Genomic DNA, 25,199 nt, shown 5'->3' with positions numbered 1-25,199 from the left:
GTCAGAGGCTTCAGGCCGCCGCGCGGGCCTTGGCCGTGGCGGCTTCGTCCACGGTCAGCGTTTCGGGATCGGCAATCACCACGCCATAATCCAGCCGGGCGCCCTCGATCGACACCAGCCCGTTGCGGATATCGGCAACCACCTTTTGCACCTCGCGTTCAAACGGGTTGCCATAGCCGCCACCGCCCGGATTGATGTTGGCCGCGCGTTCGCCGGGCCTGATGGTTTCGATCACGTTGTCGGTGATGATCCGGGTTTCCCCGTCGCGGGTGACTTCGAGTCGCCCGACCTTTTTCTCGACCATGGCGGATTTCGCCCCGGCAGCGCCCATCGCCGGAATGCGGCGGCCCTCGCCAAAGGTGATCAGCGTCATGTCACGGTCCAGCGGTTCGACCTCCCAGCGGGTGCCCGAGCCGCCCCGGAACTTGCCCGCGCCACCACTGTCGGTCATCAGACCGTATTCGTGGATGATGATCGGATAAGAATGCTCCAGCATCTCGATGTCGCCGCTGGTTAGCGCGCCGAAACAGCATTCCGGTCCGCAGGCATGCCAGCCGTCCTGGCTGGCCGTGGCCCCCGCCCCCGAGATGATCGAGGCCAGTACCATGGTCACGTATTCTTCGTCGTGCCGGGTATCCCAGCCCGCGATATTGCAGCCATTGGCATGTCCCCACGAGGCCGAAACCTTGTCCGGCGCCGCCTGCTCAAAGGCCAGCCGCACCGCATCGGTCAGCGTCTCCATCGGGGTGGTGGTACAGTTCATGTGGGGTGCGGGCGGCTTGGCATTGCAGAGCGTGCCCTTGGGGCCCATGTCGACCGTCACATTTCGATACAGCCCCTCGTTATAGGGCGGCGGCAACTGCGCGAACATCATCAGGCCCAGATAGACGCCGGAATAGGAATTGCCCTCGTAAGAGTTGATGAAATAGGGGATCTGCGGTGGGCTGGCGATCTCGATATGACAGGTCTCGCCCTTGATCGTGACCGTCGCGGTGATGTCGAAATCGCCAAATCCGTGGCCTGCATCCTCCAGCACTGCCGTGCCGCTGTAGGTCCCGTCCGGGACCTTGGCGATCAGCCCGGACATGTGCCGGTTTGCCATCGCCAAAAGCTCTTCGATGCAGTCCTGCACCACGTCCTTGCCGTATTTATCCATCAACGCGATCAGGTTGCGAGCGCCCACCTGGCAGGCGCCGATCAGGGCGTTGAAATCGCCCTCCTGGTCGCGCCGCGCCCGCATGTTGGTCAAGAGCAGGTTCAGCACGTCGTTGCGCGGAACACCCTTGTCCCAGATCTTGACCGGCGGAATACGCAGCCCTTCGGCAAAGATCTCCTTGGCCTCGGGGTTGTAGCCTGCCGGAACCGGCCCGCCGATATCGGTCAGGTGGCCCTTGCACACGGTCCAGAACACCAGCTCGCCCTTGTAGAACACCGGGTAATACATGCAGGTGTCGATGATGTGCGACCCGGCATAATCGGGGTCGTTATGTAGGATCAGGTCGCCCTCGTTGATGTCACCATCGAAGAACTTGTTGACCGCCTTCATTGCGGGGATGAGTGATCCCAGATGGATCGGAATATCTTGCCCTTGCAGGATCATCTCGGGCGTATGGTTGAACAAGGCGGTGGAATAATCATGCGCCAGGTTGAAGACTGAACTGCGCGCGGTCTTTTCCAATGCCATCGTCATCTCGCGCTGGGTGGTCTCAAGAACACCTCTCACCACTGAAAGCGTGATCGGGTCGACTTGTCGTTCTGCCATTGTTTCCGGTCCTCTGCTTGGGTGCAGAAGACGCGCCTGTCGGGTTTCCGATTGTTCCCCCCGATCCGCCACATTCCGCTGCACTTCGATCTGGCAGACAGGGTTCCCGGGAAAACGATTCCAGTCTTGACGATCCGTGCACAAAGCTTTGGCAGATGGCGCAGGATAATTTGTCAACCAGCGCAGGATGAGTTGACGCAGAGCGCAGAACGCCTGTTTTTCTTTGGTTCTGGGCGTTCCGTAACGTAAAGTTCACCGAGGGAGGACTATTCGATGGCAGCCGCTTTACGCTTTTCGACTGGCGCGATAGAACCGCAGCATCGTTCCAGCAAATGGAATGCGGTGGTGTCCGAAGCCTACTTTCCGCTTGAGCTGCAATTCCGCGATCCGGTCCATTTCAACGGCGAACTGGCCCGGGCCGAGCTTGGCCATGTCGGCATGTCGCGGCTCACCTCGGATCCGGTGAACTACGAACGCCGCCGTTCGCATATCCGTAGCGCCCAGGAAGAAGAGTACCTTGTCACGCTGCCCCGCGCCACATCGGTCGAGTTTCGTCAGATGGGCCAAGACGTGCGCTGCGATCCCGGCGGATTTATCATCGAGCGCGGCGATGAACCCTATCGCTTTCTCTACGAGCGCCCCAACGATCTCTACGTTCTCAAGGTCAGCCGCCGGGCGCTGGCCGAGCGGGTACGCCAGCCCGATCGCTTTTGCGCCCGGGTGATCGACGCCACCACCGGCACGGCGGGGCTTTTTGCCACCATGGTCAGCCACGCGCAGAGCCAGATCGACGATCTGACCCCCACGGCCCGCGAAACCATCGGCCGGCAGTTGCTTGAACTTCTGGGACTTGCCCTCAACGATGCATCGAACGCCAGCGAAAGCGGCTATTCCTCGGTCCGCGCCGCGCATCTGTCGCGGGTCGAGAAATACATCCGCGCCAACCTGAAGGACCCAGATCTTTCCCCCGATCTGATCGCCGATGCCTGTGGCATCTCCAAACGCTATCTGCACGACCTGTTCAAGGATGTGAACGGCACGGTCAGCCAGCAGATCCGCGATCAGCGGCTGGTGGCGGCGCGCGACCGGCTTCAGGCCTCGCGCGATCTGCCCATTTCCGAGGTGGCCTATCGGTTCGGCTTTGCCGACCAGGCGCAGTTTTCGCGGCTGTTCAAGGCCAAGTTCGGGATGACGCCGTCAGAGTTCCAGCGCGGCGCGTTGCCTCGCCCCGCCTGATCCCGCGAGGGTATGCCCGCGCAGAACCGCGCCCGCCAGCAACAGCGCGTTCACCCGCCGCGCCGCCGAATCCGAGCGTGAGTTCAGCAGCACCGGAACCCGTGCCCCCAGCACGATAGAGCCGGTCTTTGCCTGGCCGTGAAACTTCCACGCTTTGGCCACCGCATTGGCGGCATCGATGGTGGGAAACAGCAGCAGATCGGCCGCCCCCGCCGCTGGCATGTCCTGTAAACCCTTGATCTGCGCCGCCTCAGGCGACACGGCCACGTCATAGCCCATTGGCCCACCGATTTCGAACCCCGGCAGCCCCGCGCGCGCCAGCGCTTCGGCGTCGCGTGTCGCCGGGATCGCATCGCTGGCCTTTTCGGTCGCGCAAACGGCGGCCACCTTCACGGGGCGCACCCCCAGCCCGGTAAAAAGCGGCAAGGTGTTACACACGATCAGACGCTTTTGATCCAGCGTCGGCATCGGCACGATACCATTATCCGTCGCCGCGATCAGCCGCCCGAGCGAGGGCATTTCCGCCACCGTCACGTTGGACAGGACATCGCCGTCACGCAGCCCGTCGGCGCGGTCGACCACCGCGCGCAGGTAACTGCCGCTGTCGACATGACCCTTCATCAGCACATCGCCGCGCCCCGCGCGAATGGCCGCCACCGCCGCACGGGCGCAGTCCTGAACACCGAAAGCCGGTACAACCTCGATAACCCCTTGCAGCCCCGGCGCCATCAAGGATGCCATCGCTTCGGGATCGCCGGTCACCACCGCGCCATCGATCAAGCCGCTCTCCAGCATGGCCGCCAACGCCGTCATCACTTCTGCCGCTTCACCGCCCGCCACCACGGGCTGCAGCGGGGCAGCGGCGCGGGCAAGCCCGCGCAGCGCCGCGAACGACCGTACCGCTGTCATGCCGCTTGCGCCGCAAGCGGCCAGCGCATCGCCTGTTCGGTCCCGCACAGCACCCGCGCCGCACCTTCGGCCAGCGCCCGACACTCGTCGCTACCCGGATAGGTGAAGAGGGGCGCCAGCCGTGCCAGCTTGCCCTCGAGATATCCGCGCACTTGGGCGCTGCTGGCCAGTCCGCCGGTCAGGACGATCCCGTCGAGATCGAAATCCGCCACCGACGCCATGGCGCCCATCGTCTTGGCCACCTGATAGAGCATCGCCTCGAAGACCAGCGCTGCTCTCTCGTCGCCTGCCGCTATCATAGCCTCGACGCGCCGGATATCCTTGGTGCCGAGCAGCCCGTAAACCCCGCCCTGCCCGTACAGTTTCTTGAGCAATTCCTCGCGCGTGTAGCGGCCCGAATAGCACAGCTCGATCAGCGGCAGCGGCGGCAACCCGCCTGCCCGTTCTGGCGTGAAGGGCGAGGATTCCATCCGGTTCGAGCTGTCGACCAGGCGCCCGTCCAGCAGCGTCGCGATGGAAAACCCGGCGCCCAGATGCGCCACAACCGCCCGCAATTCGTCAAACGGTTTGCCCAGATCGCTTGCCAGCCGCCGACCGCAGGCGCGGATGTTCAACGCGTGAACAAAGGAAAATCGCGGAATCTCGGCAAAACCCGAAACACGCGCCACGGGCGCCAGTTCGTCCACGCTGACCGGATCGACAATGAAGGCGCGCGCGCCTTGCGCGCTGGCAATACGATGAGCCAGCGGCGCGCCCAGATTGCTGGCGTGCTGATAAACCGGCCGATGCAGCGCGAAATCGACCAACGCGTCGGAAACCTCGATCACCCCGGCCGGAACCGGCGTCAGCATGCCGCCCCGCCCGGCGCAGGCCACCAGCCGCACATCCGGATGCCAGTCCAGAAACGCCGCCACCTGGGCCGAACGAAAGTCGAGCTGGGCCGCGATGTTCGAAAACTGCGCCATCTCTGTTTCGTCATGCTCAAAGGTTTCTTCCGCCAGCGGCTCCACCGAGCCGCCGCGCGACACGTAGAGCGCGCAGCGCGTCGTCGTGGTGCCTGGGTTGATCGCCAGAATGGCCTCCATCCCGTTCATCCCGCGAACTCATAGGCTGTCTTGACCGTGGTATAGAACTCGGCGGCATAGCGCCCCTGTTCCCGTTGGCCATAGGACGACCCCTTTCGCCCGCCGAAGGGCACATGATAGTCGACCCCGGCCGTTGGCAGGTTGACCATCACCATGCCCGCTTTTACCCGCTGCCGGAACGCGCGCGCGTGTTTCAGGCTGCCCGTGCAGATCCCTGCGCTGAGGCCGAATTCGGTATCGTTGGCCAGCGCCAGCGCCTGTTCGAAATCGGCCGCCTTGATCACGCTGGCGCAGGGCCCGAAAATCTCCTCGCGGCTCGACCGCATGCTGTTCGAAGCTCCCAGAAATACTGCGGGCCGCTGGAAATACCCTTCGGTGTCTCCGTTCAGACGCTCGCCGCCGATCACCTCGCACCCCTCGTCCCGCGCCAGATCGACATAGGCGAGATTGCCCTGCAATTGCGCGTCAGACACCACCGGCCCGACCTGGGTCGCGCCGTCCAGCGGGTCGCCCACGCGCAGCGCCTGCGCCCCTGCCACCAGCCTTTCGACAAAGGCATCGTGTATCCCCGCCTCGACGATCAGCCGCGAGGAGGCGGTGCAGCGCTGTCCGGTTGAATAGAACGCGCCGTTCAGACAAGCCTCGACCGCGATATCGAGATCGGCATCGTCCAGAACCACCATCGGGTTCTTGCCGCCCATTTCGAGTTGCAGCTTTTTCAGGCCCCGCGCGGCCTCGACCGCCAGCGCCCGGCCCACCGGAACCGAACCGGTAAAGGAAATCGCGTCGACGCCGGGATGCTTTACAAGGGCATCACCCACCACCGCACCGCGCCCCATGACCAGGTTGAACACACCGGCAGGAACGCCCGCCTGGTAAAGGATTTCGGCCAGCAGATGCGCACAACCAGGTGTCAGGTCGGCCGGCTTGAACACCACCGTGTTGCCATAGGCCAGCGCGGGAGCGATTTTCCAAGCCGGGATAACGATGGGGAAGTTCCACGGTGTAATGATCCCCACCACGCCCACCGGCTCGCGCGTCACCTCGATGCCCACTCCGGGGCGGATCGAGGCCAGCGCGTCGCCGTAAATCCTGAGCGCCTCGCCCGCGAAGAAACGAAAGATCTGCCCGGCCCGTACCGCCTCGCCCCGGGCTTCGGCCAGCGTCTTGCCCTCTTCACGCGCCAACAGATGACCAATCTCGTCCGCACGGGCCAGAATGGTCTGGGCCACGGTTTCCAACAGATCGGCCCGACGTTGCGGTGTGCTGGCCGCCCATCGCGCCAGCGCGCCTTGCGCGGCCTCTACCGCCGCCTGCACCGTCTCGGCCGAACCCTGGGCGTAAAGCCCGATCAGCTCGGACCGGTCCGCCGGGTTGCGGTTTTCCGAAGCGTCGGACGCGCCGATCCATTCCCCGGCAACGAGGTTCGTTTTCATCGCAGTTCCTCCCGTTGGGGTGTTGGCTCAGGCCGCCCGCGCCGCCTTGCCGATAGCCGCCTCAAGCGCGGCTTCGAGGACGTCGAGCGCCTCGTCCACCTGTGCCATCGGGATGGTCAGTGGCGGTAACAGGCGCACCACGTTGCCATGCGTGCCACAGGGCAGAATGATCAGCCCGCGCGCCTCTGCCTCGGCGACGATGGCTTGGGTCAATGCCGCGTCGGGTGCCCGCGTCGCCCGGTCGGCGACCAGTTCGAACGCCACCATGGCGCCCATACCGCGCACATCGCCGATCGCCTCCATCCCTTGCCGCGCGGCCATCGCCGTGAGCCGGTGTCGCAACACATCGCCCACCTGCTCGGCCCGGGTGCACAGATTTTCGTCGGCGATGACATCAAGCACCGCATTGGCGGCTGCCACGGCCAGCGGATTGCCCGCATAGGTGCCGCCAATGCCGCCCATCGGCGCCGCGTCGACAATCTCGGCCCGGCCCGTTACCGCCGACAGCGGAAAGCCCCCGGCCAGCCCCTTGGCCATGGTCACCAGATCGGCCGCCACCCCCGCATGTTCCATGGCAAAAAGCTTGCCGGTCCGCGCCATGCCCGCCTGCACCTCGTCCGCGATCAGCACGATGCCATGCGTATCGCAGACCGCCCGCAGCCCGCGCAGGAATTCTGGCGGCGCGATATTGAACCCGCCCTCGCCCTGCACCGGCTCGATGATGATCGCCGCCACCCGCTCCGGGTCGATGGTCGAGCGGAACAGCTGGTCGAGCTGCGCCAGGCTCATCTCCGGCGTGACCCCGTGATAGGCGTTCGGGAAGGTCGCGTGATAGACCTCGGGCGGCATCGCGCCAAAGGCGCGCTTGTAAGGCTGAACCTTGCCGCACAGCGCCATCCCCATCAGCGTGCGGCCGTGAAACGCCCCGGAAAAGGCGATGACACCCGACCGCCCGGTAAAGGCCCGCGCCATCTTGACCGCGTTTTCCACCGCTTCGGCCCCGGTCGTGACCAGCATGGTCTTTTTGGCGAAATCCCCCGGAGTGGCCGCGTTCAGCCGTTCGGCCAGCTGCACATAGCCCTCGTAGGGGGCGACATGGAAACAAGTATGGGTAAAGGCTTGGGCCTGGGCTGCCACGGCCGCCATCAATTTGGGGTGGCGGTGGCCGGTATTGTTAACCGCAATTCCGGCAGCAAGGTCGAGATAACGCTTGCCGTCCACATCCCACAATTCGGCATTTTCAGCGCGGGCCGCATAGATGCCGCGCGTTGCAACGCCCTTGGCCACTGCCGATACACGCCGTTCGATTAGATCCTTGGTCCGCGACACCTGCCCCTCCATGGTCAGCTAATACTGAGCATCGTTAGCTCAATATTTAAAGCATCTCAATTCTTTTTTCCGAAGCCCCGTTCAGGTAAATTCTCGAAAGACCATTGAGGGAAGGACGCCGGAATGACCGATTTTGATGTCGGCGCTAGACTGCGGGAACTCCGCATGAATAAAGGGTTTTCTCAGCGCCAATTGGCCGAGGCAGCCGCTGTTCCGCATGGTCAGATTTCGATGGTCGAGACAAACCGCAGCAGCCCGTCTGTTGCCACCTTGCGCAGAATTCTAGGCGGGCTGGACATAACCATGTCCGAGTTTTTTGAGCCTGAGGCGAATCAAGCGGGAGAGATCTTCTTTACGCCGGACCAGTTCAAGGATCTCACCTCGCGCATCTATTCCGACAGGATCGAAACGATTGGTCGCATGGCCTTGAAGCAGGTTGGCAACGCGCGCGAACATGGGTTGCAGATTCTGCATGAAACTTACGAACCGGGCGCCGACACCGGCGACGACATGATTTCTCACCCTTCCAGCGAAGGCGGAATCGTCATCGCGGGCGAACTCGAAGTAACCGTGGGCGATAGCGTTCGCGTTCTCAAGACTGGCGATGGCTATCTTTTCAACTCGCGCGAGCCGCACCGCTTTCGCAATACGTCCGACCGGATTGCGATCGTGGTATCGGCCTGCACGCCGCCATATCTTTGACGCCATCTACAGGTTATCTGCGACATCGCAAACCAAGCGCCCTCCCACGGTTCCTCGTTCGGGTGAATGGGGTTCACATTCTGGGATGCGACCATGACAAGGCCAGTTCATTCCGCTGCCTCCGATATCTGTGCGGCGTGCAATAGCGCTCCGATTTCCGGCCTGCACGAGCCGCAATTCGTCCCCGCCTGCAACGCGAGCCCCACGGCGGCGACACTGGTCAAACCGTCGCCTTCGATAGCGCGCAGAATCGTGTTGATGCCAACATTGAAACACGAGCACAGCACTGGGCCAGGATCAGGTACATCTGCAGGCGGATGCCCTGACAGCACCCCAGCCGCCTCTTGCGCGGGCAAGCCAGCCAGATAGTCGCGCATCACCGCGACCGGTTTCCGCGCGACGAACAGCGCCGCCAGCAGCTTCCCCTCAGCGAAAAACGCGATGCGGACAGAGCCTTTGGCCACATCGGAGATCATCGAGGCCGCGGCATCCGGTAAATTGAACAGCCGTCTAGCTTCTGCCTCCCAGTCGTGCGGGACTACGTCACCAGCCATTTCTATGCGCCAGCCCGCGTATGTGCGCATCCGCGCCCAATACGCAGACTTGGGGCATATTTCTCCGCCGGACACGGCAAAACCATACCAGGCTGCCGGGAACCGCGTCACCGCAACAACGCTGGCCTTGCTTTCCGGTTGGCCGGAAACCGGATCGACGACCGGCGCAACCAGCGCGTCGATCCGGGCGGACGGCGCGGTTTCACCGGTCCAGTGCATGGGCGCAAAGACCTGGCCCGGCTGCACCGCATCCGTGATCCGCGCCCGCAGGATTGCCTGACCATTGGGGCTGATCACCCGGAGCAGGTCAGCCGGGCTGATACCATATGCGCTGGCATCCACTGGATGGATTTCAAGAAATGGTTCGGCCAGATGCGCGGACAAACGCGGGCTAAGGCCGGTTCGTGTCATTGTGTGCCATTGGTCACGCACCCGACCCGTATTCAGGCGGAGCGGAAAGCGTGGCCCGGTTTGGGCCGCCGGTGCACGGTACGTGACGGGTATTAAACGCCCCTTGCCATCGCCATGAAAGAATACCCCGTCGCCAAAGAAACGCCCGCCCCGCCGGGTCTCCGTTATCGGCCAGCGGGTGGGCAACAGGCGGTCATAGTCAGCATCGGTCAGGTCCATGAGGCCGGAAATGTCAAAATCCCGCCCAAATCGGCCAGCGATTCCCGACAGTCTTGCGTATTCGCGGAAAATCTCGGCGGGGCTAGTATAATCGAACGCCCTGGCGAACCCCATGCGTCGTCCGACCTCGGCAAGGATCGCCCAGTCTGGCCGCGCTTGACCTGGTGGGGGGAGAGTTGAGCGTTGGCGGCTGATGGTGCGATCGGAGTTGGTGACCGTGCCGTCCTTTTCAGCCCAGGCGGTCGCGGGCAGCAGCACATCGGCCAGGCGGGCCGTGTCGGTCGCAGCAGTGATATCGCTGACCACGGTAAAGTCACAGCCCTTGATCGCGGCGCTCACAATGTCGGCATCCGGCATCGAGACGGCGGGGTTCGTGTGGATGATCCACAACGCCTTGATCCGCCCGTCACCCACGGCACGAAACATATCGACAGCCTTCAGTCCCGATGCATCAGGCACTGCCGGCGCCTGCCAGAAGTCGCGTATAGCGGTGCGGTGATCGGGGTTTTCGATGTCCAGATGGCAGGCGAGCATGTTCGCCAGCCCGCCAACCTCGCGTCCGCCCATGGCGTTGGGCTGTCCGGTCACGGACAAGGGACCCATTCCGGGCTTACCGATACGGCCGGAGGCGAGGTGGCAATTCAGGATCGCATTGACCTTGTCGCTCCCCGAAGACGATTGATTCACGCCTTGGCCGAAGACGGTCACGACCTTTTCCGTCTTCAGCCACAGTTGGCAAAAGGCGTCGATCTGCGCATCGGACAGGCCAGTAACGCCGGTATCGTCGGCACAAGCGGCTTTGAGCGCCGCATCAAACCCATCGGTGTGCCGCAGAAAACGGCGGTCTACCAAGCCGCCTTTGTAGAGCATTGCCAACAACCGGTTGAACAGCGCCACGTCACTGCCCGGTTGCAGCGCCAGATGCATGTCGGCCCCATCGCAGGTTGCGGTGCGGCGCGGGTCGATTACAACGATCCTGGTCCCGCGCGCCTGTTTTGCGGCCAATAGGCGCTGATGCAACACCGGGTGACACCATGCGAGGTTGGAGCCGACCAGTACGACCAGATCCGCCTCTTCGAGATCTTCATAAGTACCGGGAACAGTGTCGGTGCCAAAAGCGCGCTTGTGCCCCGCCACGGTCGACGCCATGCAAAGCCTTGAATTCGTGTCGATATTGGCAGATCCAATGAACCCCTTCATCAACTTGTTGGCGACGTAATAGTCCTCGGTCAACAACTGGCCCGAGACGTAGAAAGCTACGCTATCGGGTCCGTACCGGTCGATGGCGGCACGAAATTTATCTGCCACCAGTCCCAGTGCATCGGCCCATGACGCCTGTTGCCCGCCGATACGCGGGGTCAGCAGACGCCCCTCCGGACCCACGGTTTCGGCCAGCGCCGAGCCCTTGGAACACAAGCGCCCCCGGTTCGCCGGGTGATCCGGGTCGCCCCTAACATCGAGCCCGCCCTGCCCGTCGGCGCGTAGAAGCACACCGCACCCCACGCCGCAATAGGGACATGTCGAGCGGATCTCGGGGAAGGTCGAGCCATCCATCACGCAGCGCTCCTCTTGTCGACGGCCATACCATCGAGCAGAACGCGGCCCGCTTCGATCCGCACCGGGTAAGTCGTGATACGGGCATCCTCGCCCACAGCTTGCCCCGTGTTCAGGTCGAAGACCCAGTTGTGAAGCGGGCAGGTGACCTTTTGCCCATGCACAATTCCGTCCGCCAGTGGCCCGCCCTTGTGAGGGCAGGTGTTGGACGCGGCAAAGACCTCCTCTGCACCGGTGCGGAACAAAGCGATGCAACCCACGGACGTCTTGACCACGCGGGCGCCACGTTCGGGGATATCGTCGATGGCGGCTATGTCGATCCAGCTCATTCCGCGGCCTCAAGGGTAAGATCGGCAAGGTGGGCGTAGGCACGCGGCCTTGCGGCATGTTCGGCCCACGGATCCTTGCGATAGATGGATTGGGACAATTCGAACGCGTCAATCAGGCGCTGGCGTTCATTTGCATCCATGATGCGGTCACGCACCCAGTCGAGCCCGACCTTGGCCAACCATTTATAGGGCCGGTCCAGATACTTGGCGTTCTCGCGATACAGCTGTACAAAGGCGATCGTGACAGCGATTGCCTCGCCCTCGGTGGCGACATCGACAAGGCGCTCGGTCTCCTTGACGTCCATGCCCGCAGCCCCTCCAACGCCAACCTGATAACCGGAGTCAACGCAGACGATGCCCACATCCTTGCAGGTCGCCTCGGCGCAGTTGCGCGGACAGCCCGAGACGGCCAGTTTGACCTTGTGCGGTGTCCAGGATCCCCACAACGCCTGTTCCAGCTTGATCCCCAGACCGGTCGAGTCCTGTGTGCCGAAGCGGCAGTGATCCGTGCCAACACAGGTTTTCACCGTCCGCAGCCCTTTTGAATAGGCATGACCCGACACCAACCCGGCGCGGTTCAGATCGGCCCAGATAAAGGGAAGATCCTCGCCCTTCACCCCCAACAGGTCGATACGCTGGCCACCGGTCACCTTGACGGTCGGCACGTTGTACTTGTCCGCGGCATCCGCGATGGCGCGCAATTCGTCAGCTGTGGTGATACCGCCCCACATGCGCGGAACGACGCTGAATGTCCCATCCTTTTGGATGTTCGCATGCTTGCGTTCGTTGACAAACCGGCTTTGCGGATCGTCCGCGTAGTCCAGCGGCCAATCCGCCAGCAGATAGAAATTCACCGCTGGACGGCAGACATGGCAGCCGTTCACCGTCCTCCATCCCAGTTCCTGCCAGACGGCGGGCTGGGACTTCAACTCTTTGGTCTTGATGAGGCGGCGAACGTCCTCATGCGTGAGGTCACAGCAGCCGCAGACCGGCTGGGCGGTTGGCATCTGAAAGTCATCTCCAAGCGTGACCTGCATCAGCTGTTCGACAAGCCCGGTGCAAGTCCCGCAAGAGGCGCTTGCCTTGGTTCGCGCCCGCACGGCGCCCAGATCGGTCGCGCCAGCGGCGATGGCCTCTTCAATTGTCCCTTTGCAAACGCCGTTGCAGCCACAGATCTCCGCCTCAGATGGCAAGGCTGCAACGGCTGACAGAGGGTCCAGCTGTGTTCCCCCCTGAAACGCCGGGCCAAAGATCAACGTCTCGCGCATGTCGTCGATGGGCGTGCCGTCCCTGATCAGACCAAAGAACCATGATCCGTCACCGGTATCGCCATACATGACCACGCCGATCAACCTGTCGTCCTCGATCACCAGCCGTTTGTAGACCCCACGCGCCGGGTCGCGGAACACGATGTCTTCACGCCCCTCTCCTTCGGCAAAATCACCCGCACTGAACAGGTCGCAGCCGGTGACCTTTAGCTTGGTCGAGAGGGACTTCTGAACAAAAGCCGCCTCGTGTCCCAATAGTGTCTGCGCCGCAACCTTCGCCTGTTCATACAGCGGTGCGACAAGGCCAAAGACCGCGCCTCGATGCTCGACGCATTCGCCGATGGACAGGATATTGGGGTCAGAGGTCACCATCTGATCGTCCACATGAATGCCGCGTCCAACGGCCAAACCGCTCTCTTTGCCCAAGGCGATATTGGGCCGGATGCCGACGGCCATGACCAGCAGATCGCAGGGCAGTTCCGTGCCATCGTCCAGCAACAGCGCCTTGACATGGCCGTTCTCGCCAAGGATCTCTTTGGAGTTCGCAGACAGTCGGAGGGTGATGCCTTTCCCCTCCAGCGACTTTTTCAAGAGGTAACCGGCCGCTTCGTCAAGCTGGCGTTCCATAAGGTGGCCCATGAGATGCACCACGGTCACCTCTGCGCCGCGCGCAGCCATGCCTGCCGCCGCCTCCAGCCCCAAAAGACCGCCGCCGATGACAACGACACGACGCCCTTGGCCCATCGCCATCATGCGCTGGGTGTCCTCAAGGTCGCGATAGGCGATCACGCCTTCCAGATCGTGGCCGGGCAGCGGGATAATGATGGGCACCGAGCCGGTGCCCATCACCAGCTTGTCATAGGGAACCGGACCGTTTTCGCCAATGACGACCTTGGCTGCGCGATCAATGTTGGTGACCTTTTCGCCAAAACGACATGTCACATCATGGGTCGTGTAGAAGGCATCGTCATGCGTGACGATTTCCTCATACGTCTTTTCACCGGACAGAACCGGAGACAGCATCAGGCGATTATAGTTGCCGCGCGGCTCGGCATTGAACAGCGTGATATCAAATGCATCCGGGTCGGTGTCGACAAGAGTTTCGATGAGACGGCCCGACGACATGCCAGCGCCAATGATAACCAGTTTCTGTTTCATGTCCCTCACTCCGCGGCCAGCGATTGGGGTTTCGGTTGGGATTTCGGCTTGGCGCCGTGTTCGTATTCCTCAAGGAAGTCGAGCACCTCTTGGCGGTAGGCATAGTAATCCGGGTGTTCGAGCAGCGCCTTGCGGGTACGTGGGCGCGGCAGATCAACCTTGGTGATCTTGCCGATCGTGGCCTGCGGGCCGTTCGTCATCATCACCACGCGGTCCGAGAGCAGGATCGCTTCGTCCACATCATGGGTGACGCAGATCGCGGTGACCTTGGTCCGGCTCCAGACCTCCATCAGCACTTCTTGCAACTCCCAGCGCGTAAGACTGTCGAGCATGCCAAAGGGCTCATCGAGCAACAGCAGCTTGGGTGAGAGGGCAAAGGCCCTTGCGATGCCGACACGCTGCTGCATTCCGTTGGACATCTCGCTGGTGGGTTTGTCCATCGCATCCGCCAGCCCAACCCGTTCGAGGTAGTATTCAACCACATCCTGTCGTTCGGCCTGGCTGGCGCGCGGATAGACCTTGTCCACACCGATGGCACAGTTCTCGCGCGCCGAGAGCCAGGGGAACAGATTTGGAGACTGAAAGACCACGGCCCGTTCCGGATCGGCGCCTTCGACATGTCGGCCGTCCAGCTTGATCGCACCCTTGGAAATCTCGTTCAGACCGGCGGCCATCGTCAGAACCGTGGACTTGCCACAGCCGGAATGGCCGATCAGCGAGATGAACTCGCCCCGGTCGATCTTGAGATCGAAGTCCTCGACCACAGTCAGCGGCCCGTTGGGTGTCGGATAGATCTTGTGCAGTTGGCTGAAATCGAGAAAGCGGTCGTCGATCAGGTTTTTCTGCGCTTCCTTGACGGCCGCCGGAACACCGTGGATCGGGGTCAACTCGGGCAACAGACGGTTGCCTTCGACCTTGGCCGCGACGCCGACATCCATCAGGTATTTGGTCACGTTTGCGCGCAATTGCTTGAAGGTGGCGTTGGTGTTCATCGCCATCCGGTCGCGCGGGCGCGGAATGGTGACGTTGAATACCTGCCCCAACGTGCCATCGGGATTTAGTGCGATGATGCGGTCGGCAAGGATGATCGCCTCATCCACGTCGTTTGTGATCAACACACAGGTCTTCTTGTCGGCCTCCCAGATGCGTTCGATCTCCTCCGCCAGATTGGCGCGGGTCAGTGCGTCGAGCGCGGACAGCGGTTCGTCCAGCAGCAGCACTTCGGGGTTCATGGCTAGCGCTCGAGCGACATTCACCCGCTGGCGCATCCCGCCGGACAATTCAGCCGGACGGCGGGCCGCGGCGTGCGAAAGCCCCACCATGTTCACATAATGTGCAACCTTGTCGGCCTTCTCGGTCTTGCTGAGCCCGGGAAAAACCGTGTCGACCGCCAAGCCCACATTGCCGTTCACCGTCAGCCAGGGCATCAATGAATAGCTTTGGAAAACCACACCGCGTTCCGGGCTTGGCTCGGTGATGCGCGCGCCTTTGAAGGTCACTGTTCCCTTTGTTGGATGTTCAAGCCCCGCCATCAGGTTGATCAAGGTCGTCTTGCCGGTACCAGAGAAGCCCAGAAGAACCAGGAACTCGCCTTCCTGAACCTCAAGGTCGATGTTCTTCAGAACATGGGTGGCGTGCAACCCGGTGCCAAAGCTTTGGCTGACGTTCTCAAGCGTAAGGATAGCCATGGCGCTCACCGGTTGTTTGTAAAGGTAAACAGCGATTGCAGCGCGTACATCACCCGGTCCAGCAGGAACCCGATCAGGCCGATGGTCAGTACCGCGACCATGATCCTGGCCAGCGAGGACGACGAGCCGTTCTGGAACTCATCCCATACGAATTTGCCAAGACCGGGGTTCTGCGCCAGCATTTCAGCGGCGATCAGCACCATCCAGCCCACCCCGAGGCTGAGCCGCAGCCCAGTAAAGATCAGTGGCAGGGCCGAGGGCAACACCAGCTTGGTGATCTTGGTCCAGGTGCTCATTTTGAGAACTTTGGACACGTTCACCAGATCCTTGTCGATCGACGCAACACCCAGTGCGGTGTTGATCAGCGTGGGCCAAAGCGAACATAGCGTCACAGTGACCGCCGAGATGATAAAGCTTTTCGGCAGCAGGCCACCTTCGGTCGCCGCAAGGGCGGAAACGATCATGGTGACGATGGGCAGCCACGCCAGCGGTGAGACCGGTTTGAATATCTGGATCAGCGGGTTGAGACCCGCATTGGCGGTGGGCGACAGGCCCGCCAGAATGCCCAGCGGAACAGCGACCAACGTGGCCAGGAGGAAACCAAAGAACACGGTTTGGATCGACGTCCAGATCTGCTGGTAGTAGGTCGGTGCACCGGTATAGGCGCGTTCCTTGGGTTCCTTCCCCTGCGCGATCAGGCGTTCGTTCAGTTGCGCGACCTTGGCCTCGAACTCGGCGCGCTGTTCTGCCTTGGCCTGTGCATCCTTGTGCAGGTTGACAGCTTCTTCCCAGACTTGCGCGGGGCCAGGCACCGCACCAAGCGAGGTTTGCACCTTGGGCGCAAGCACAGCCCAAAGCATCAGGAAGGCGGCAATTGCCAGCATTGGCACTACTAGAAGACGCCAGATTTCCTTGGTCTGCGCGCGCGGATTGTCCCCGACGGCGGCTTTGAGGATCGGGGTGATCCATGCTAGCCCAAGAACCTGGAACCATTTGTCGGCAGAATTGATGCGGGTAAAAAGCCGCGCACGACGCGCTTCGCGTTCGGCGATATCGGTGAAATTCGGATCAACGGTTGTCATGTCAGATGTCCTTTGCGGGGATGCCGGATCGTCGCCTGCGCATCGCCCCGCCCGCTGTCCCGTGAAAGGAGCGCGCGGGGCTGCGTTGGGTCAGCCCTGGACCTCGGTGCCTATGACTGTCTGGTCACCTTTCAAGCCGATTGGCAGGCTTTCGAGGTAGGCATTGGGCGCTTTGCCGTCATAGGGGATGCCGTCGATGATGTCGGCGGCGGGGGTCGGCGCCTTGTAGCCGTCGCTGTCCCAGGGAAAGTCGGACTCGCTCGCCAGACCTTCGTCCACCAGCATGCGAGCCGCGGCAAGGTAGATGTCGGGCTTGTAGACCTTGCGCGCGATCTCATCGAACCATGCGTCAGACTTGGGTTCGGCAATCTGGCCCCAGCGGCGCATCTGGGTCAGGTACCAGACCGCATCAGAGTAAAAGGGATAGGTCGCGTTGTAGCGGAAGAACACGTTGAAGTCCGGGATGTCGCGCTTGTCGCCTTTTTCAAACTCAAAGAAGCCGGTCATCGAATTGGCGATCACCTCGTAATCCGCGCCGACATATTCCGGTCGGCTGAGGATCTCGACCGCCTCGGGGCGGTTGGCGTTGTCGTTTTCATCCAGCCACATGGCGGCCCGGATCAGCGCCTTGGTCACAGCAAGCGTGGTATTGGGGTTTTGCTCGGCGAACGCGGCGGAAATGCCGAAAACCTTTTCGGGGTTGTTCTTCCACAGCTGGTAGTCGGTGATAACCGGCACGCCGATGCCCTTGAACACCGCCTGCTGGTTCCACGGCTCACCCACGCAGTAGCCATGGATCGTCCCGGCCTCGAGCGTAGCGGGCATCTGCGGCGGCGGGGTCACGGACAGATATACATCCGCACCGATCTGGCCTGTCACGTTTTCGGGCGAGTAGTAACCGGGATGCAGCCCACCAGCGGCGAGCCAATAGCGCAGCTCGTAATTATGGGTGGAAACGGGGAAAACCATGCCCATGTTGAATGGCTTGCCTTCGGCCTTGAACGCCTCGACCACCGGCACCATCGCGGCGGCGCTGATCGGGTGCTGCGGGCGGCCATCGTCCATCTTGGGGATGTGTGGCAGCATTTCTTTCCAGACCTCGTTTGACACGGTGATCCCGTTGCCGTTCAGGTCCATCGAAAAGGGCGTAATGATATGAGCCTCGGTGCCGTAACCGATGGTGGCTGCCAGAGGTTGACCCGCCAGCATATGCGCGCCGTCCAGTTTGCCGTCGATCACGCCGTCCAGCAGGACCTTCCAGTTGGCCTGCGCTTCAAGCGTGACAAACAGCCCCTCGTCCAGGAAATACCCCTGCTCATAGGCGACAGCCAGCGGCGCCATATCGGTCAGCTTGATAAAACCAAAGGTCAATTCGTCTTTTTCCAGTTCCAGAATTTCGGCCAAACCGGGGCTGGCCAGGGCGCTGGAGGCCGCGAGGCTGAGCAAAAGTCGTTTCATCCATTGTCCTTTCAAGGCATCGGCGCGTAGAAGGCGCCGGGCAAAAACGCAAAAAGGCCGCATCACTGACCACTGGAAAACCAGCGGAAAGCGAGCAGCCTTGCTCTTGTTTTCCCTGTCATAGGGAGGAAGTCCGTGCCGAATTACGCCATTGCAATTCGACATCTCAACTGTCGCGGAACAGACCTGGATACTCCAACGAATTTCGCTGCACTGCGGCAAAAATTCCGTTCCATCGGAAAAAATGCCCGATTATTGATCAGCCCGGCACGTCCGGGTCAAAAATACAGCCGTCAAAGAACGAATCCGCCAGAAGGGTCAATTGCCCCTTCTGCGAGGCAACCGCAGTCTCGTGCAGAATCGAACCTTCGAGTTTTTCCGAAGCACCCGGCAAATCGGCTTCGATCGGCATGTGCGCGCGGAATAGATCGCTGCGATAGGCCGCTGCCCCAAGGGTCATGCTATCGACGACGTTCAAACCGTGGCGATGAGCAAGTCGACAAGCCATCCATTTCGCTTGGCTACGCCAAGGGAAATTTGCAGCGCCTCTGTAAAACTCGACAAACCGCGTAACGTCGCGATGCTCGGCTTGACCCGAAATAATGAACCTTCCGTGGAGAGCACGGTCAATCAATTCGGGAGGCACGTCGAGATATGCCTTGCGCGACAGTATCTCGGCCGTGGTCGTGTGCGTATCAGGCCGCGACAGCCATTGCCCCGCCCGCCAGACCGCGCGCATCAGCCTGCGCAACGGATGTGGTTCGGTTTCGGCCCAGTCGGTGCGCACGGCCAGAACCTTCTCCGGCGCAAAAGACCAGATTGCGTTTCCCGGCAACAGCAGGGCGCCAGAGCCCTGATCGACGGCCACCGATCCCCAAGGTTCACCCACGCAAAAGGCGTCGATATCTCCTTCGGCCAGCGCCTCGGCCATCAATGGCGGCGGAACCGTGCGAATGATAGCCTCGGTTCCGCCCAGATCGGTTCCGTCGAACCAATACCGCAGCAGTTCGACATGCATCGAAAATGGAAACGGCACACCGAACACCAACGGGCCGTCGGCGGCCCGCGCCAGCGCCCGCGCTGCCGCACGCGGATTGACAAAGTCGAATTCGTATCCCTGCGCGCGCAACCTGGTCTCCAGCGCGCGGCCCACACCGATCACGTCGCCATTGACCGAGGTCACCATAACGGCAGAAACGGGTGTCGAAACGCCGCCCAACCCCAAAGCCATGGCCACGGGCACAGGTGACAGCATATGCGCCGCATCAACACGTCCGAACGCCAACATGTCGCGCACTGACGACCAGGATGGCGCCGGGATAAGATCGAGAGAAATCCCTTCGGTCTGGGCGAACCCCAACTCTTGCGCAATGATCAAGGGGGCTGCATCAACCAGTGGCATATAAGCTACGGGCAAGGCGACGGTCCTCATCGCAGCAACTCCGATGCAGTGACCAAAGCTTCGGCGACCTCGGCCACCCTGCGGCCCTGATCCATCGCCGTCTTGCGCAACAGGGAATAGGCCGCGTTCTCGTCGATGCCCTTGACCTTCATCAGCAGGCCTTTGGCCCGGTCGATGACCTTGCGTTCTTCCAGAGCGCGGCGCGTTTCCGCAAGTTCCGTCCGCATTTGTCTTACCATCCGGAACCGCGCGATCGCCGTGTCGATGACCGGCTTTATCCGCTGCGGCGCGAGGCCGTCCACGACATAGGCCGAAACGCCCGCCTCAACCGCCGCCTGTGCAAGCCCCCCCGCCGAGTTCGAAACGAACATCGCCACCGGACGGTCAATCGGACCCGAGGCCAGTGTCAACTCCTCAAGCATGTCGCGGGTCGGGCTATTAATATCTATCAGGACGATATCCGGCTCATGCGCGGCTATGCGCCTGGCCAAGGCGCTGCTGTTTCCAACCACGAACACGTCGCAATCAGTTGCCTCTCGCAACGCATCAACGATCGCGATAGCACGGTCCCGGTCTTCTTCGACAACGACAACTGTCAGTTTGGCGCCCATGGCTCTCAGCGGTTCATTTGCTCAGGTGACACCAAGCGATAGGCCGGGAAATAACCGTGACCGCAAGAATTGATGTGTTCTCGACAGGCCAATGCTCAAATTAGCGAACATTTTGAGGAGAGGTGTCTAATAATTGGACTAACAGCCAAAAACGGCGATGGAGAGCCCCCTGAAAGACTGAGCCGGTACCGCGTGTACGCCCTTGCCTGATCCAGCCAATGTGCCTCAGCCTGGCCTCGGCAATTGATCCCTAAACAGCATGTTGTTCTTGGCCCTGTTTAGCCGGACACTCAGGCGATTGCGTTTTGAGCGGCGATGAACTCACTTGGCGAGCGCAATTTCAGCCGAGTGTGCGGGTGGTTTGCGTTGTGGCCCTCTAGCTAGCGGACAACCTTGTTGCTGGTCACGTCGTCGTCTTCGGTTGCCGCGACATTCCCCCCTTCGAGCATGAGACGGCGCCAGGGATACAGCAGGTTCAGGGCGACACCGTTGCGACGCGCGACCACCGGGATTCTGGACCCGTTGTCCAGCGTCTCTTCGACGATCCGTAGCTTCTCTGCCGCAGTCCAGCGGCGCCGACGGCCGCCATCGGTGATTATTGAATGTAGTGCACTTCGTCATGTGACGGCGCATTCCGCCGCCCTGCAATACCTCGAACAAGCATCGTTTGGCACGATCAGAGGGCTCTGTTGCACAAATTCTGTGAGGGATTCATCTCGTGAATCCAGCGTGGTAGCTGGGATGCATGAGCAGACCCACACCCCCAACGTACAGGACCAGGAACTGGCGGGCCTACAATGAAGCGCTCAAGCGCCGTGGCTCGCTGACGATCTGGTTTGATCCCGAGATGAGCTGGGATGCCGTGCCGACAGGCAGGCGTGGCCGCCAGCAGACCTACAGCGATGCCGCCATCCAGACGTGCCTTACGATGAAGGTGCTGTTCGGCATGGCGCTCCGGCAGACGACCGGGTTCGTCGAGAGCCTGCTGCGTCTGGTTGGCCTCGACTGGACGGTGCCCGACTTCAGCACCCTGTCCCGGCGCGAGAAGGCCTTGGCCGTGAACATCCCGTATCGCGGCTCCAAGGGGCCGCTGCACCTGCTCATCGACAGCACCGGGATCAAGGTCGAACGTGAAGGCGAATGGCACGCACGCAAGCATGGTGGTCCAAAACGGCGGGTCTGGCGCAAAATCCACCTTGGGATCGACGAGGAAACGTTGGAGATCCGGGCTGTCGAGATCACTGGGAGTCACGTCGGTGATGCGCCAGTGCTGCCCGATCTTCTCAGTCAGATTCCAAAGAACCAGGAGATCGGCAGCGTCACGGCAGATGGCGCCTACGACACGCGCAAGTGTCACGATGCCATCGCTGACTGCGGTGCCCATGCCGTCATCCCGCCCCGCAAGAATGCGAAGCCCTGGAAGACCATCACCGCTGGAGCCGTGGCGCGCAATGAAGCCCTGCGGGCGTCCAGGTATCTCGGCCGCGCACTTTGGCGAAGATGGAGTGGATACCACCGTCGGAGCCGCGTCGAGACGAAGATGCATTGTGTCAAACTGCTGGGCCAGCGGCTCATGGCAAGGGACTTCGACCGTCAGGTCGCCGAGCTCCAGGTCCGAATCGCCGTCCTGAACGGCTACACCGCGCTCGGCATCCCGGTCACGGAGGCTGTGGGATAAGTCTCTCCGGGGAAGGGGAAACCTCGGCCATCAACTGATTTGTGCAACAGAGCCATTGTGCTATGGTAATATGATGCTCCGAATAAAGCTACCGTGTGTGGTTTCTGTGAAGATTAACCTTGCAAAACTTCCACGGAATGGAGTATTTGCAAGGTATGTACCCACGTAAGACCCATCAACTCGTGCAATCTGCATTAGAGAGCCAAGCCGCCGTGGTCCTTCTCGGCCCCCGCCAGGTTGGCAAGACGACACTTGCACTCGACATCGCTTCGGAGCAGCCGTCAGTCTACCTCGATCTAGAGCGAGAGGCGGATAGGCAAGTCTTGGTCGAGCCAGATCTCTATCTAGACGAACAAGCGGGCAAGCTTGTTGTCCTGGACGAGGTTCAGCAGATTCCAGGTCTATTCAAGACCCTTCGAGGCCAGATCGATCACCGTCGTCGGGCCGGGTTCCGAACCGGTCAGTTTCTTTTGCTTGGGTCTGCCTCAAATGTCCTTTTGCAGCAATCGGCAGAGTCCCTTGCTGGCCGCGTTCGCTATATCGAAATGCCGCCCCTGCAGCTCGGCGAAGTGGGCACAGACCAGTTGAACCAACTTTGGCTACGCGGTGGTTTTCCCGACAGTTTCTCGGCGGAAGGCGATCAAGCCAGCATGGACTGGCGTCTCGACTTTCTGCGCGCTTATCTCGAGCGGGACATTCCTGCCCTCGGGCCGCGAATCCCGGCTGCGACCTTGCGGCGCTTCTGGACCATGTTGGCGCATGTCCAGGGCGGTCTGTTGAACGCTGCCGCACTCGCCGAAGGGCTCGGCGTCTCCGGGCAAACTGTCGGGCGCTATCTAGACTTGCTTGTCGATCTTATGCTCGTGCGGCGCCTTCAGCCTTGGCATGACAATGTAGGCAAGCGTCTGGTCAAATCGCCCAAGGTCTATGTCAGGGATAGTGGCATCGTTCATGCCCTTCTCGGCATAGGCACGATCGAAGGGCTCCTCGGTCATCCTGTGGTCGGAGGAAGTTGGGAAGGGTTCTGCATCGAGACCCTTCTTGCTGCTGCACCTACCGGCACAGAGCCCTACTTCTACAGGACCACCGCAGGTGCGGAACTCGATCTAGTCCTCCGCCTGCCCGACGGTGAAACTTGGGCGGTGGAGATCAAGCGAACAACCGCGCCAAAGGTCTCGAGGGGGTTTCACATAGGCGCAGAAGATATTCAGGCCAACCGAAGATTCCTCGTCTATGCGGGCGAGCGTGAAGTTCCGGTGTCGAATGACATTCGCGCCTTGCCGCTTGCACGTGCGATTGAGTTGCTGAGCGCGCACTAACCCAGGTCCATCTTCTGCTCGGAGCCTCCATGGAATGGGCTCTGCCACGAGTTATGGAACATGCTTCGGGGCCAGTTCTGACCCGCTGTCGTGCACTGCGCGTATGAGTGCATCTCTCTGGTCGGCCAGAGAACGCGACACACGCCGCCGCTGCGCGCAGCGCCAACCGCGCCCGCAACAAGGCTTGGGGCACCTCCGCGCGTCCTAGGGGTCGATTGCCGGAGGGGGCAGAATCTTACGCTAAGGCCAGTTTTGGCTGTTTTCGGCGTGCGTAGCCGCATTTCCTGCTATGATCAACCACATGGAGATCGACACAGACCGCATCGATGAAGTTGTTCTGGGGCTATTGTGGCTGACGCTGCATGATGACCGCCGGGCCTGGAAAGGCCATGACTGGGATGTGATGAACCGGTTGTATGAACAGGGCATGATCTACGATCCCGTCAACAAGGCCAAATCGGTCGTCCTGACAGATGAGGGTTTGGCAAAGGCGGAAGAATTATTCCGCGCGTTGTTTGCAAAATCGGACGAGAAAGCAGGCTGAGTTTATGCTGCCCGGAGACGTTGCTTTCGCCATCTGTATTCACCGGTGAGCAAGATATGGGCCCAACCAAGCGGTGATGTATGCGCCAGGAGATCGGGCGAACAATCCAACCCGGCCCTTTGCCGCTGTGTGACAGCATGGCCGAGATACTTTGTATTCCAGTAAATGATGATGGCAGCCAGCAAGTTCAGCCCGGCCATGCGGTAGTGCTGGGCCTCGGCGGTGCGATCCCGAATCTCACCTTGGCGGCCGATCCGTAGCGCATTTTTCAAAGCATGATGCGCCTCACCTTTGTTCAACCCGATCTGTGCGCGGCGCTGCATATCCGCATCGAGCAGCCATTCGATGATGAACAATGTCCGTTCGATCCGGCCGACCTCTCGCAGGGCTTGGGCAAGTTCATGTTGTCGGGGGTATGAGGCAAATTTCTTCAGCAACTGGCTGGGTGGCATGATGCCAGCCGCCATGGTTGCGACAGCTCGCAGGATGTCCGGCCAGTTTTCGGTAATCAACCGCTCCTTGATCTTGCCACCGATCATGCCCCGTAGTTCTTTCGGGGTGCTTGCCGGATCAAACGCATAGAGCCGTTTCGAGGGCAGGTCCCGGTTGCCCGGAATGAATCGATAGGACAATAGCGCCGTGACGGCAAAGACAAGATCAGTGAAGCCACCGGTATCAGCATATTGCTCTTTGATTTTCTTTCCGGCCTTGTTCATCAGCAGGCCGTCCAGAATGTACGGCGCTTCACTCACGGTCGCCGGGATGTTCTGGGTTGCGAACGGGCCGAACTGATCTGACACATGGGAATATGCCTTTAGCCCCGGTTCGGAGCCGTATTTGGCATTGATCAGATTCATGGCTTCACCGTGCCGGGTGGTCGGGAAGAACTGTCCGTCGCTGGATGCGGTTTCTCCGGCACCCCAGAACTGCGCCATGGGGAGTTTCGACAGCGCCTCGATGACCATCGCAAGCGCACGATTGATCGCGTCGCTTTCCATATGTCGACCAGGTCGTGATCGGTTGCCGCGGTGACGTGATCGCCCGGCACCCGCGCTGCTACGACCGCGAGGACATGGTCTTCGATCCGGTCCATTACCTTCCGCTGATCGAGAGGAAGCCCAACGCCCTGGATCAGGCGGCTCCCTTGGCCGAATGGAACCTGCCCGAAGAGTTCCAGATCCTGCGCCGGCTCATGGAAGCGCGCATGCTGAAGATGGGACGGCGCGAGTATGTGCAGGTGCTGCGCCTGCTCGAGACCTTCGATATCGAGGATCTGCACGCCGCCGTGAAACGGGCCCTGAAGCTGGGGGCGGTAGGCTTCGACGCGGTCAAGCACCTCGTTCTCTGCCACGTCGAGAAACGGCCGCCGAAACTCGACCTCGACATCTACCCCTACCTGCCGCGCGCCAACGTCGCGACCACCTCGGCGGCCAGCTACATGTCGCTGCTGTCGGGGGATGCGGCA

At 61.3% G+C, this 25,199-nt stretch carries 18 protein-coding genes and 3 pseudogenes; 6 read left to right on the top strand and 15 right to left on the bottom strand.

What is annotated here, in order from left to right; translation table 11 throughout:
• Positions 1-10: 10 nt before the first annotated feature.
• Complete coding sequence (capB, locus tag OE747_RS22855; RefSeq protein WP_263830768.1) at positions 11-1,762, bottom strand: caprolactamase subunit beta; 1,752 nt, start codon at positions 1,760-1,762, stop codon at positions 11-13.
• 273 nt (positions 1,763-2,035) lie between these two features.
• Between capB and OE747_RS22850 the strand changes: the two genes are divergently transcribed.
• Positions 2,036-2,998, top strand: coding sequence for an AraC-like ligand-binding domain-containing protein (locus OE747_RS22850; protein WP_263830767.1), 963 nt, complete (start codon positions 2,036-2,038; stop codon positions 2,996-2,998).
• On the opposite strand, the gene OE747_RS22845 is transcribed toward OE747_RS22850, so the two are convergent.
• Genes OE747_RS22845 through gabT form a run of 4 tightly spaced genes read right to left on the bottom strand, consistent with a single transcriptional unit; the run spans position 2,960 to position 7,757 of the window.
• Positions 2,960-3,907: a phosphate acyltransferase gene (locus OE747_RS22845; RefSeq protein WP_263830766.1), complete on the bottom strand. Its 948-nt coding sequence runs from the start codon at positions 3,905-3,907 to the stop codon at positions 2,960-2,962. The genes OE747_RS22850 and OE747_RS22845 overlap by 39 nt on opposite strands.
• Entirely contained in the window at positions 3,904-4,992 is a 1,089-nt protein-coding gene (gene buk, locus OE747_RS22840) for a butyrate kinase (protein ID WP_263830765.1), read from the bottom strand. The genes OE747_RS22845 and buk overlap by 4 nt, the downstream gene beginning before the upstream one ends.
• 5 nt (positions 4,993-4,997) lie before the next feature.
• Positions 4,998-6,428 carry an aldehyde dehydrogenase family protein gene (locus tag OE747_RS22835; protein WP_263830764.1) on the bottom strand — a complete coding sequence of 477 codons (1,431 nt, stop codon included), beginning with the start codon at positions 6,426-6,428 and terminating at the stop codon, positions 4,998-5,000.
• A gap of 27 nt (positions 6,429-6,455) precedes the next feature.
• On the bottom strand, positions 6,456-7,757 hold the full coding sequence (gene gabT / locus OE747_RS22830) for a 4-aminobutyrate--2-oxoglutarate transaminase (RefSeq protein ID WP_263830763.1): 1,302 nt from the start codon (positions 7,755-7,757) through the stop codon (positions 6,456-6,458).
• A gap of 123 nt (positions 7,758-7,880) precedes the next feature.
• Here gabT and OE747_RS22825 point away from each other — a divergent pair, with 123 nt between their 5' ends.
• The gene (locus OE747_RS22825; RefSeq protein ID WP_164130186.1) at positions 7,881-8,459 is read left to right on the top strand and encodes a cupin domain-containing protein; all 579 of its coding nucleotides are present in this window, start codon (positions 7,881-7,883) and stop codon (positions 8,457-8,459) included.
• Between the two features lie 107 nt (positions 8,460-8,566).
• Here OE747_RS22825 and OE747_RS22820 read toward each other — a convergent pair whose 3' ends face one another.
• The 9 genes and pseudogenes from OE747_RS22820 to OE747_RS22780 form a co-directional block, all read right to left on the bottom strand.
• Positions 8,567-11,197, bottom strand: coding sequence for a nitrate reductase (locus OE747_RS22820; protein WP_263830762.1), 2,631 nt, complete (start codon positions 11,195-11,197; stop codon positions 8,567-8,569).
• The gene (gene nirD / locus OE747_RS22815) at positions 11,197-11,526 is read right to left on the bottom strand and encodes a nitrite reductase small subunit NirD (RefSeq protein ID WP_263830761.1); all 330 of its coding nucleotides are present in this window, start codon (positions 11,524-11,526) and stop codon (positions 11,197-11,199) included. Before nirD ends, OE747_RS22820 begins: the two co-directional genes overlap by 1 nt.
• Complete coding sequence (nirB, locus tag OE747_RS22810) at positions 11,523-13,952, bottom strand: nitrite reductase large subunit NirB (RefSeq protein WP_263830760.1); 2,430 nt, start codon at positions 13,950-13,952, stop codon at positions 11,523-11,525. The genes nirD and nirB overlap by 4 nt, the downstream gene beginning before the upstream one ends.
• A gap of 5 nt (positions 13,953-13,957) precedes the next feature.
• The gene (locus OE747_RS22805; protein WP_263830759.1) at positions 13,958-15,640 is read right to left on the bottom strand and encodes an ABC transporter ATP-binding protein; all 1,683 of its coding nucleotides are present in this window, start codon (positions 15,638-15,640) and stop codon (positions 13,958-13,960) included.
• A gap of 5 nt (positions 15,641-15,645) precedes the next feature.
• Positions 15,646-16,722, bottom strand: coding sequence for an ABC transporter permease (locus tag OE747_RS22800; protein ID WP_263830758.1), 1,077 nt, complete (start codon positions 16,720-16,722; stop codon positions 15,646-15,648).
• A gap of 90 nt (positions 16,723-16,812) precedes the next feature.
• Positions 16,813-18,180, bottom strand: coding sequence for a CmpA/NrtA family ABC transporter substrate-binding protein (locus OE747_RS22795; RefSeq protein WP_263830757.1), 1,368 nt, complete (start codon positions 18,178-18,180; stop codon positions 16,813-16,815).
• A gap of 259 nt (positions 18,181-18,439) precedes the next feature.
• Complete coding sequence (locus tag OE747_RS22790; RefSeq protein WP_263830756.1) at positions 18,440-19,612, bottom strand: ABC transporter substrate-binding protein; 1,173 nt, start codon at positions 19,610-19,612, stop codon at positions 18,440-18,442.
• Positions 19,609-20,193 carry an ANTAR domain-containing response regulator gene (locus tag OE747_RS22785; protein ID WP_263830755.1) on the bottom strand — a complete coding sequence of 195 codons (585 nt, stop codon included), beginning with the start codon at positions 20,191-20,193 and terminating at the stop codon, positions 19,609-19,611. The genes OE747_RS22790 and OE747_RS22785 overlap by 4 nt, the downstream gene beginning before the upstream one ends.
• A gap of 383 nt (positions 20,194-20,576) precedes the next feature.
• Positions 20,577-20,792 (bottom strand): annotated as a pseudogene (locus OE747_RS22780) (transposase); the annotation flags it as partial.
• 146 nt (positions 20,793-20,938) lie between these two features.
• Between OE747_RS22780 and OE747_RS22775 the strand changes: the two are divergent.
• The 3 genes from OE747_RS22775 (at position 20,939) to OE747_RS22765 (ending at position 23,734) form a co-directional block, all read left to right on the top strand.
• Positions 20,939-21,871, top strand: coding sequence for an IS5 family transposase (locus OE747_RS22775; RefSeq protein WP_263830754.1), 933 nt, complete (start codon positions 20,939-20,941; stop codon positions 21,869-21,871).
• A 155-nt stretch (positions 21,872-22,026) separates the two neighbouring features.
• Complete coding sequence (locus OE747_RS22770) at positions 22,027-23,190, top strand: ATP-binding protein (protein ID WP_263830781.1); 1,164 nt, start codon at positions 22,027-22,029, stop codon at positions 23,188-23,190.
• A gap of 301 nt (positions 23,191-23,491) precedes the next feature.
• Positions 23,492-23,734 (top strand): DUF6429 family protein, encoded by a 243-nt coding sequence (locus OE747_RS22765; RefSeq protein ID WP_263830753.1) that lies wholly within the window; start codon positions 23,492-23,494, stop codon positions 23,732-23,734.
• A gap of 2 nt (positions 23,735-23,736) precedes the next feature.
• Here OE747_RS22765 and OE747_RS22760 read toward each other — a convergent pair.
• Positions 23,737-24,750, bottom strand: a pseudogene (locus OE747_RS22760) (Tn3 family transposase); the annotation flags it as partial.
• On the opposite strand from OE747_RS22760, the pseudogene OE747_RS22755 reads away from it, so the two are divergent.
• Positions 24,732-25,199, top strand: a pseudogene (locus tag OE747_RS22755) (IS21 family transposase); the annotation flags it as partial. The pseudogenes OE747_RS22760 and OE747_RS22755 overlap by 19 nt on opposite strands.

Origin of the sequence: Ruegeria aquimaris (genome assembly GCF_025751555.1) — a bacterium.
Taxonomy (GTDB): Bacteria; Pseudomonadota; Alphaproteobacteria; order Rhodobacterales; family Rhodobacteraceae; genus Ruegeria_B; species Ruegeria_B aquimaris.
Note: the sequence above shows the minus strand (reverse complement) of the source record. Positions and strands in the feature narration are given on the sequence as shown.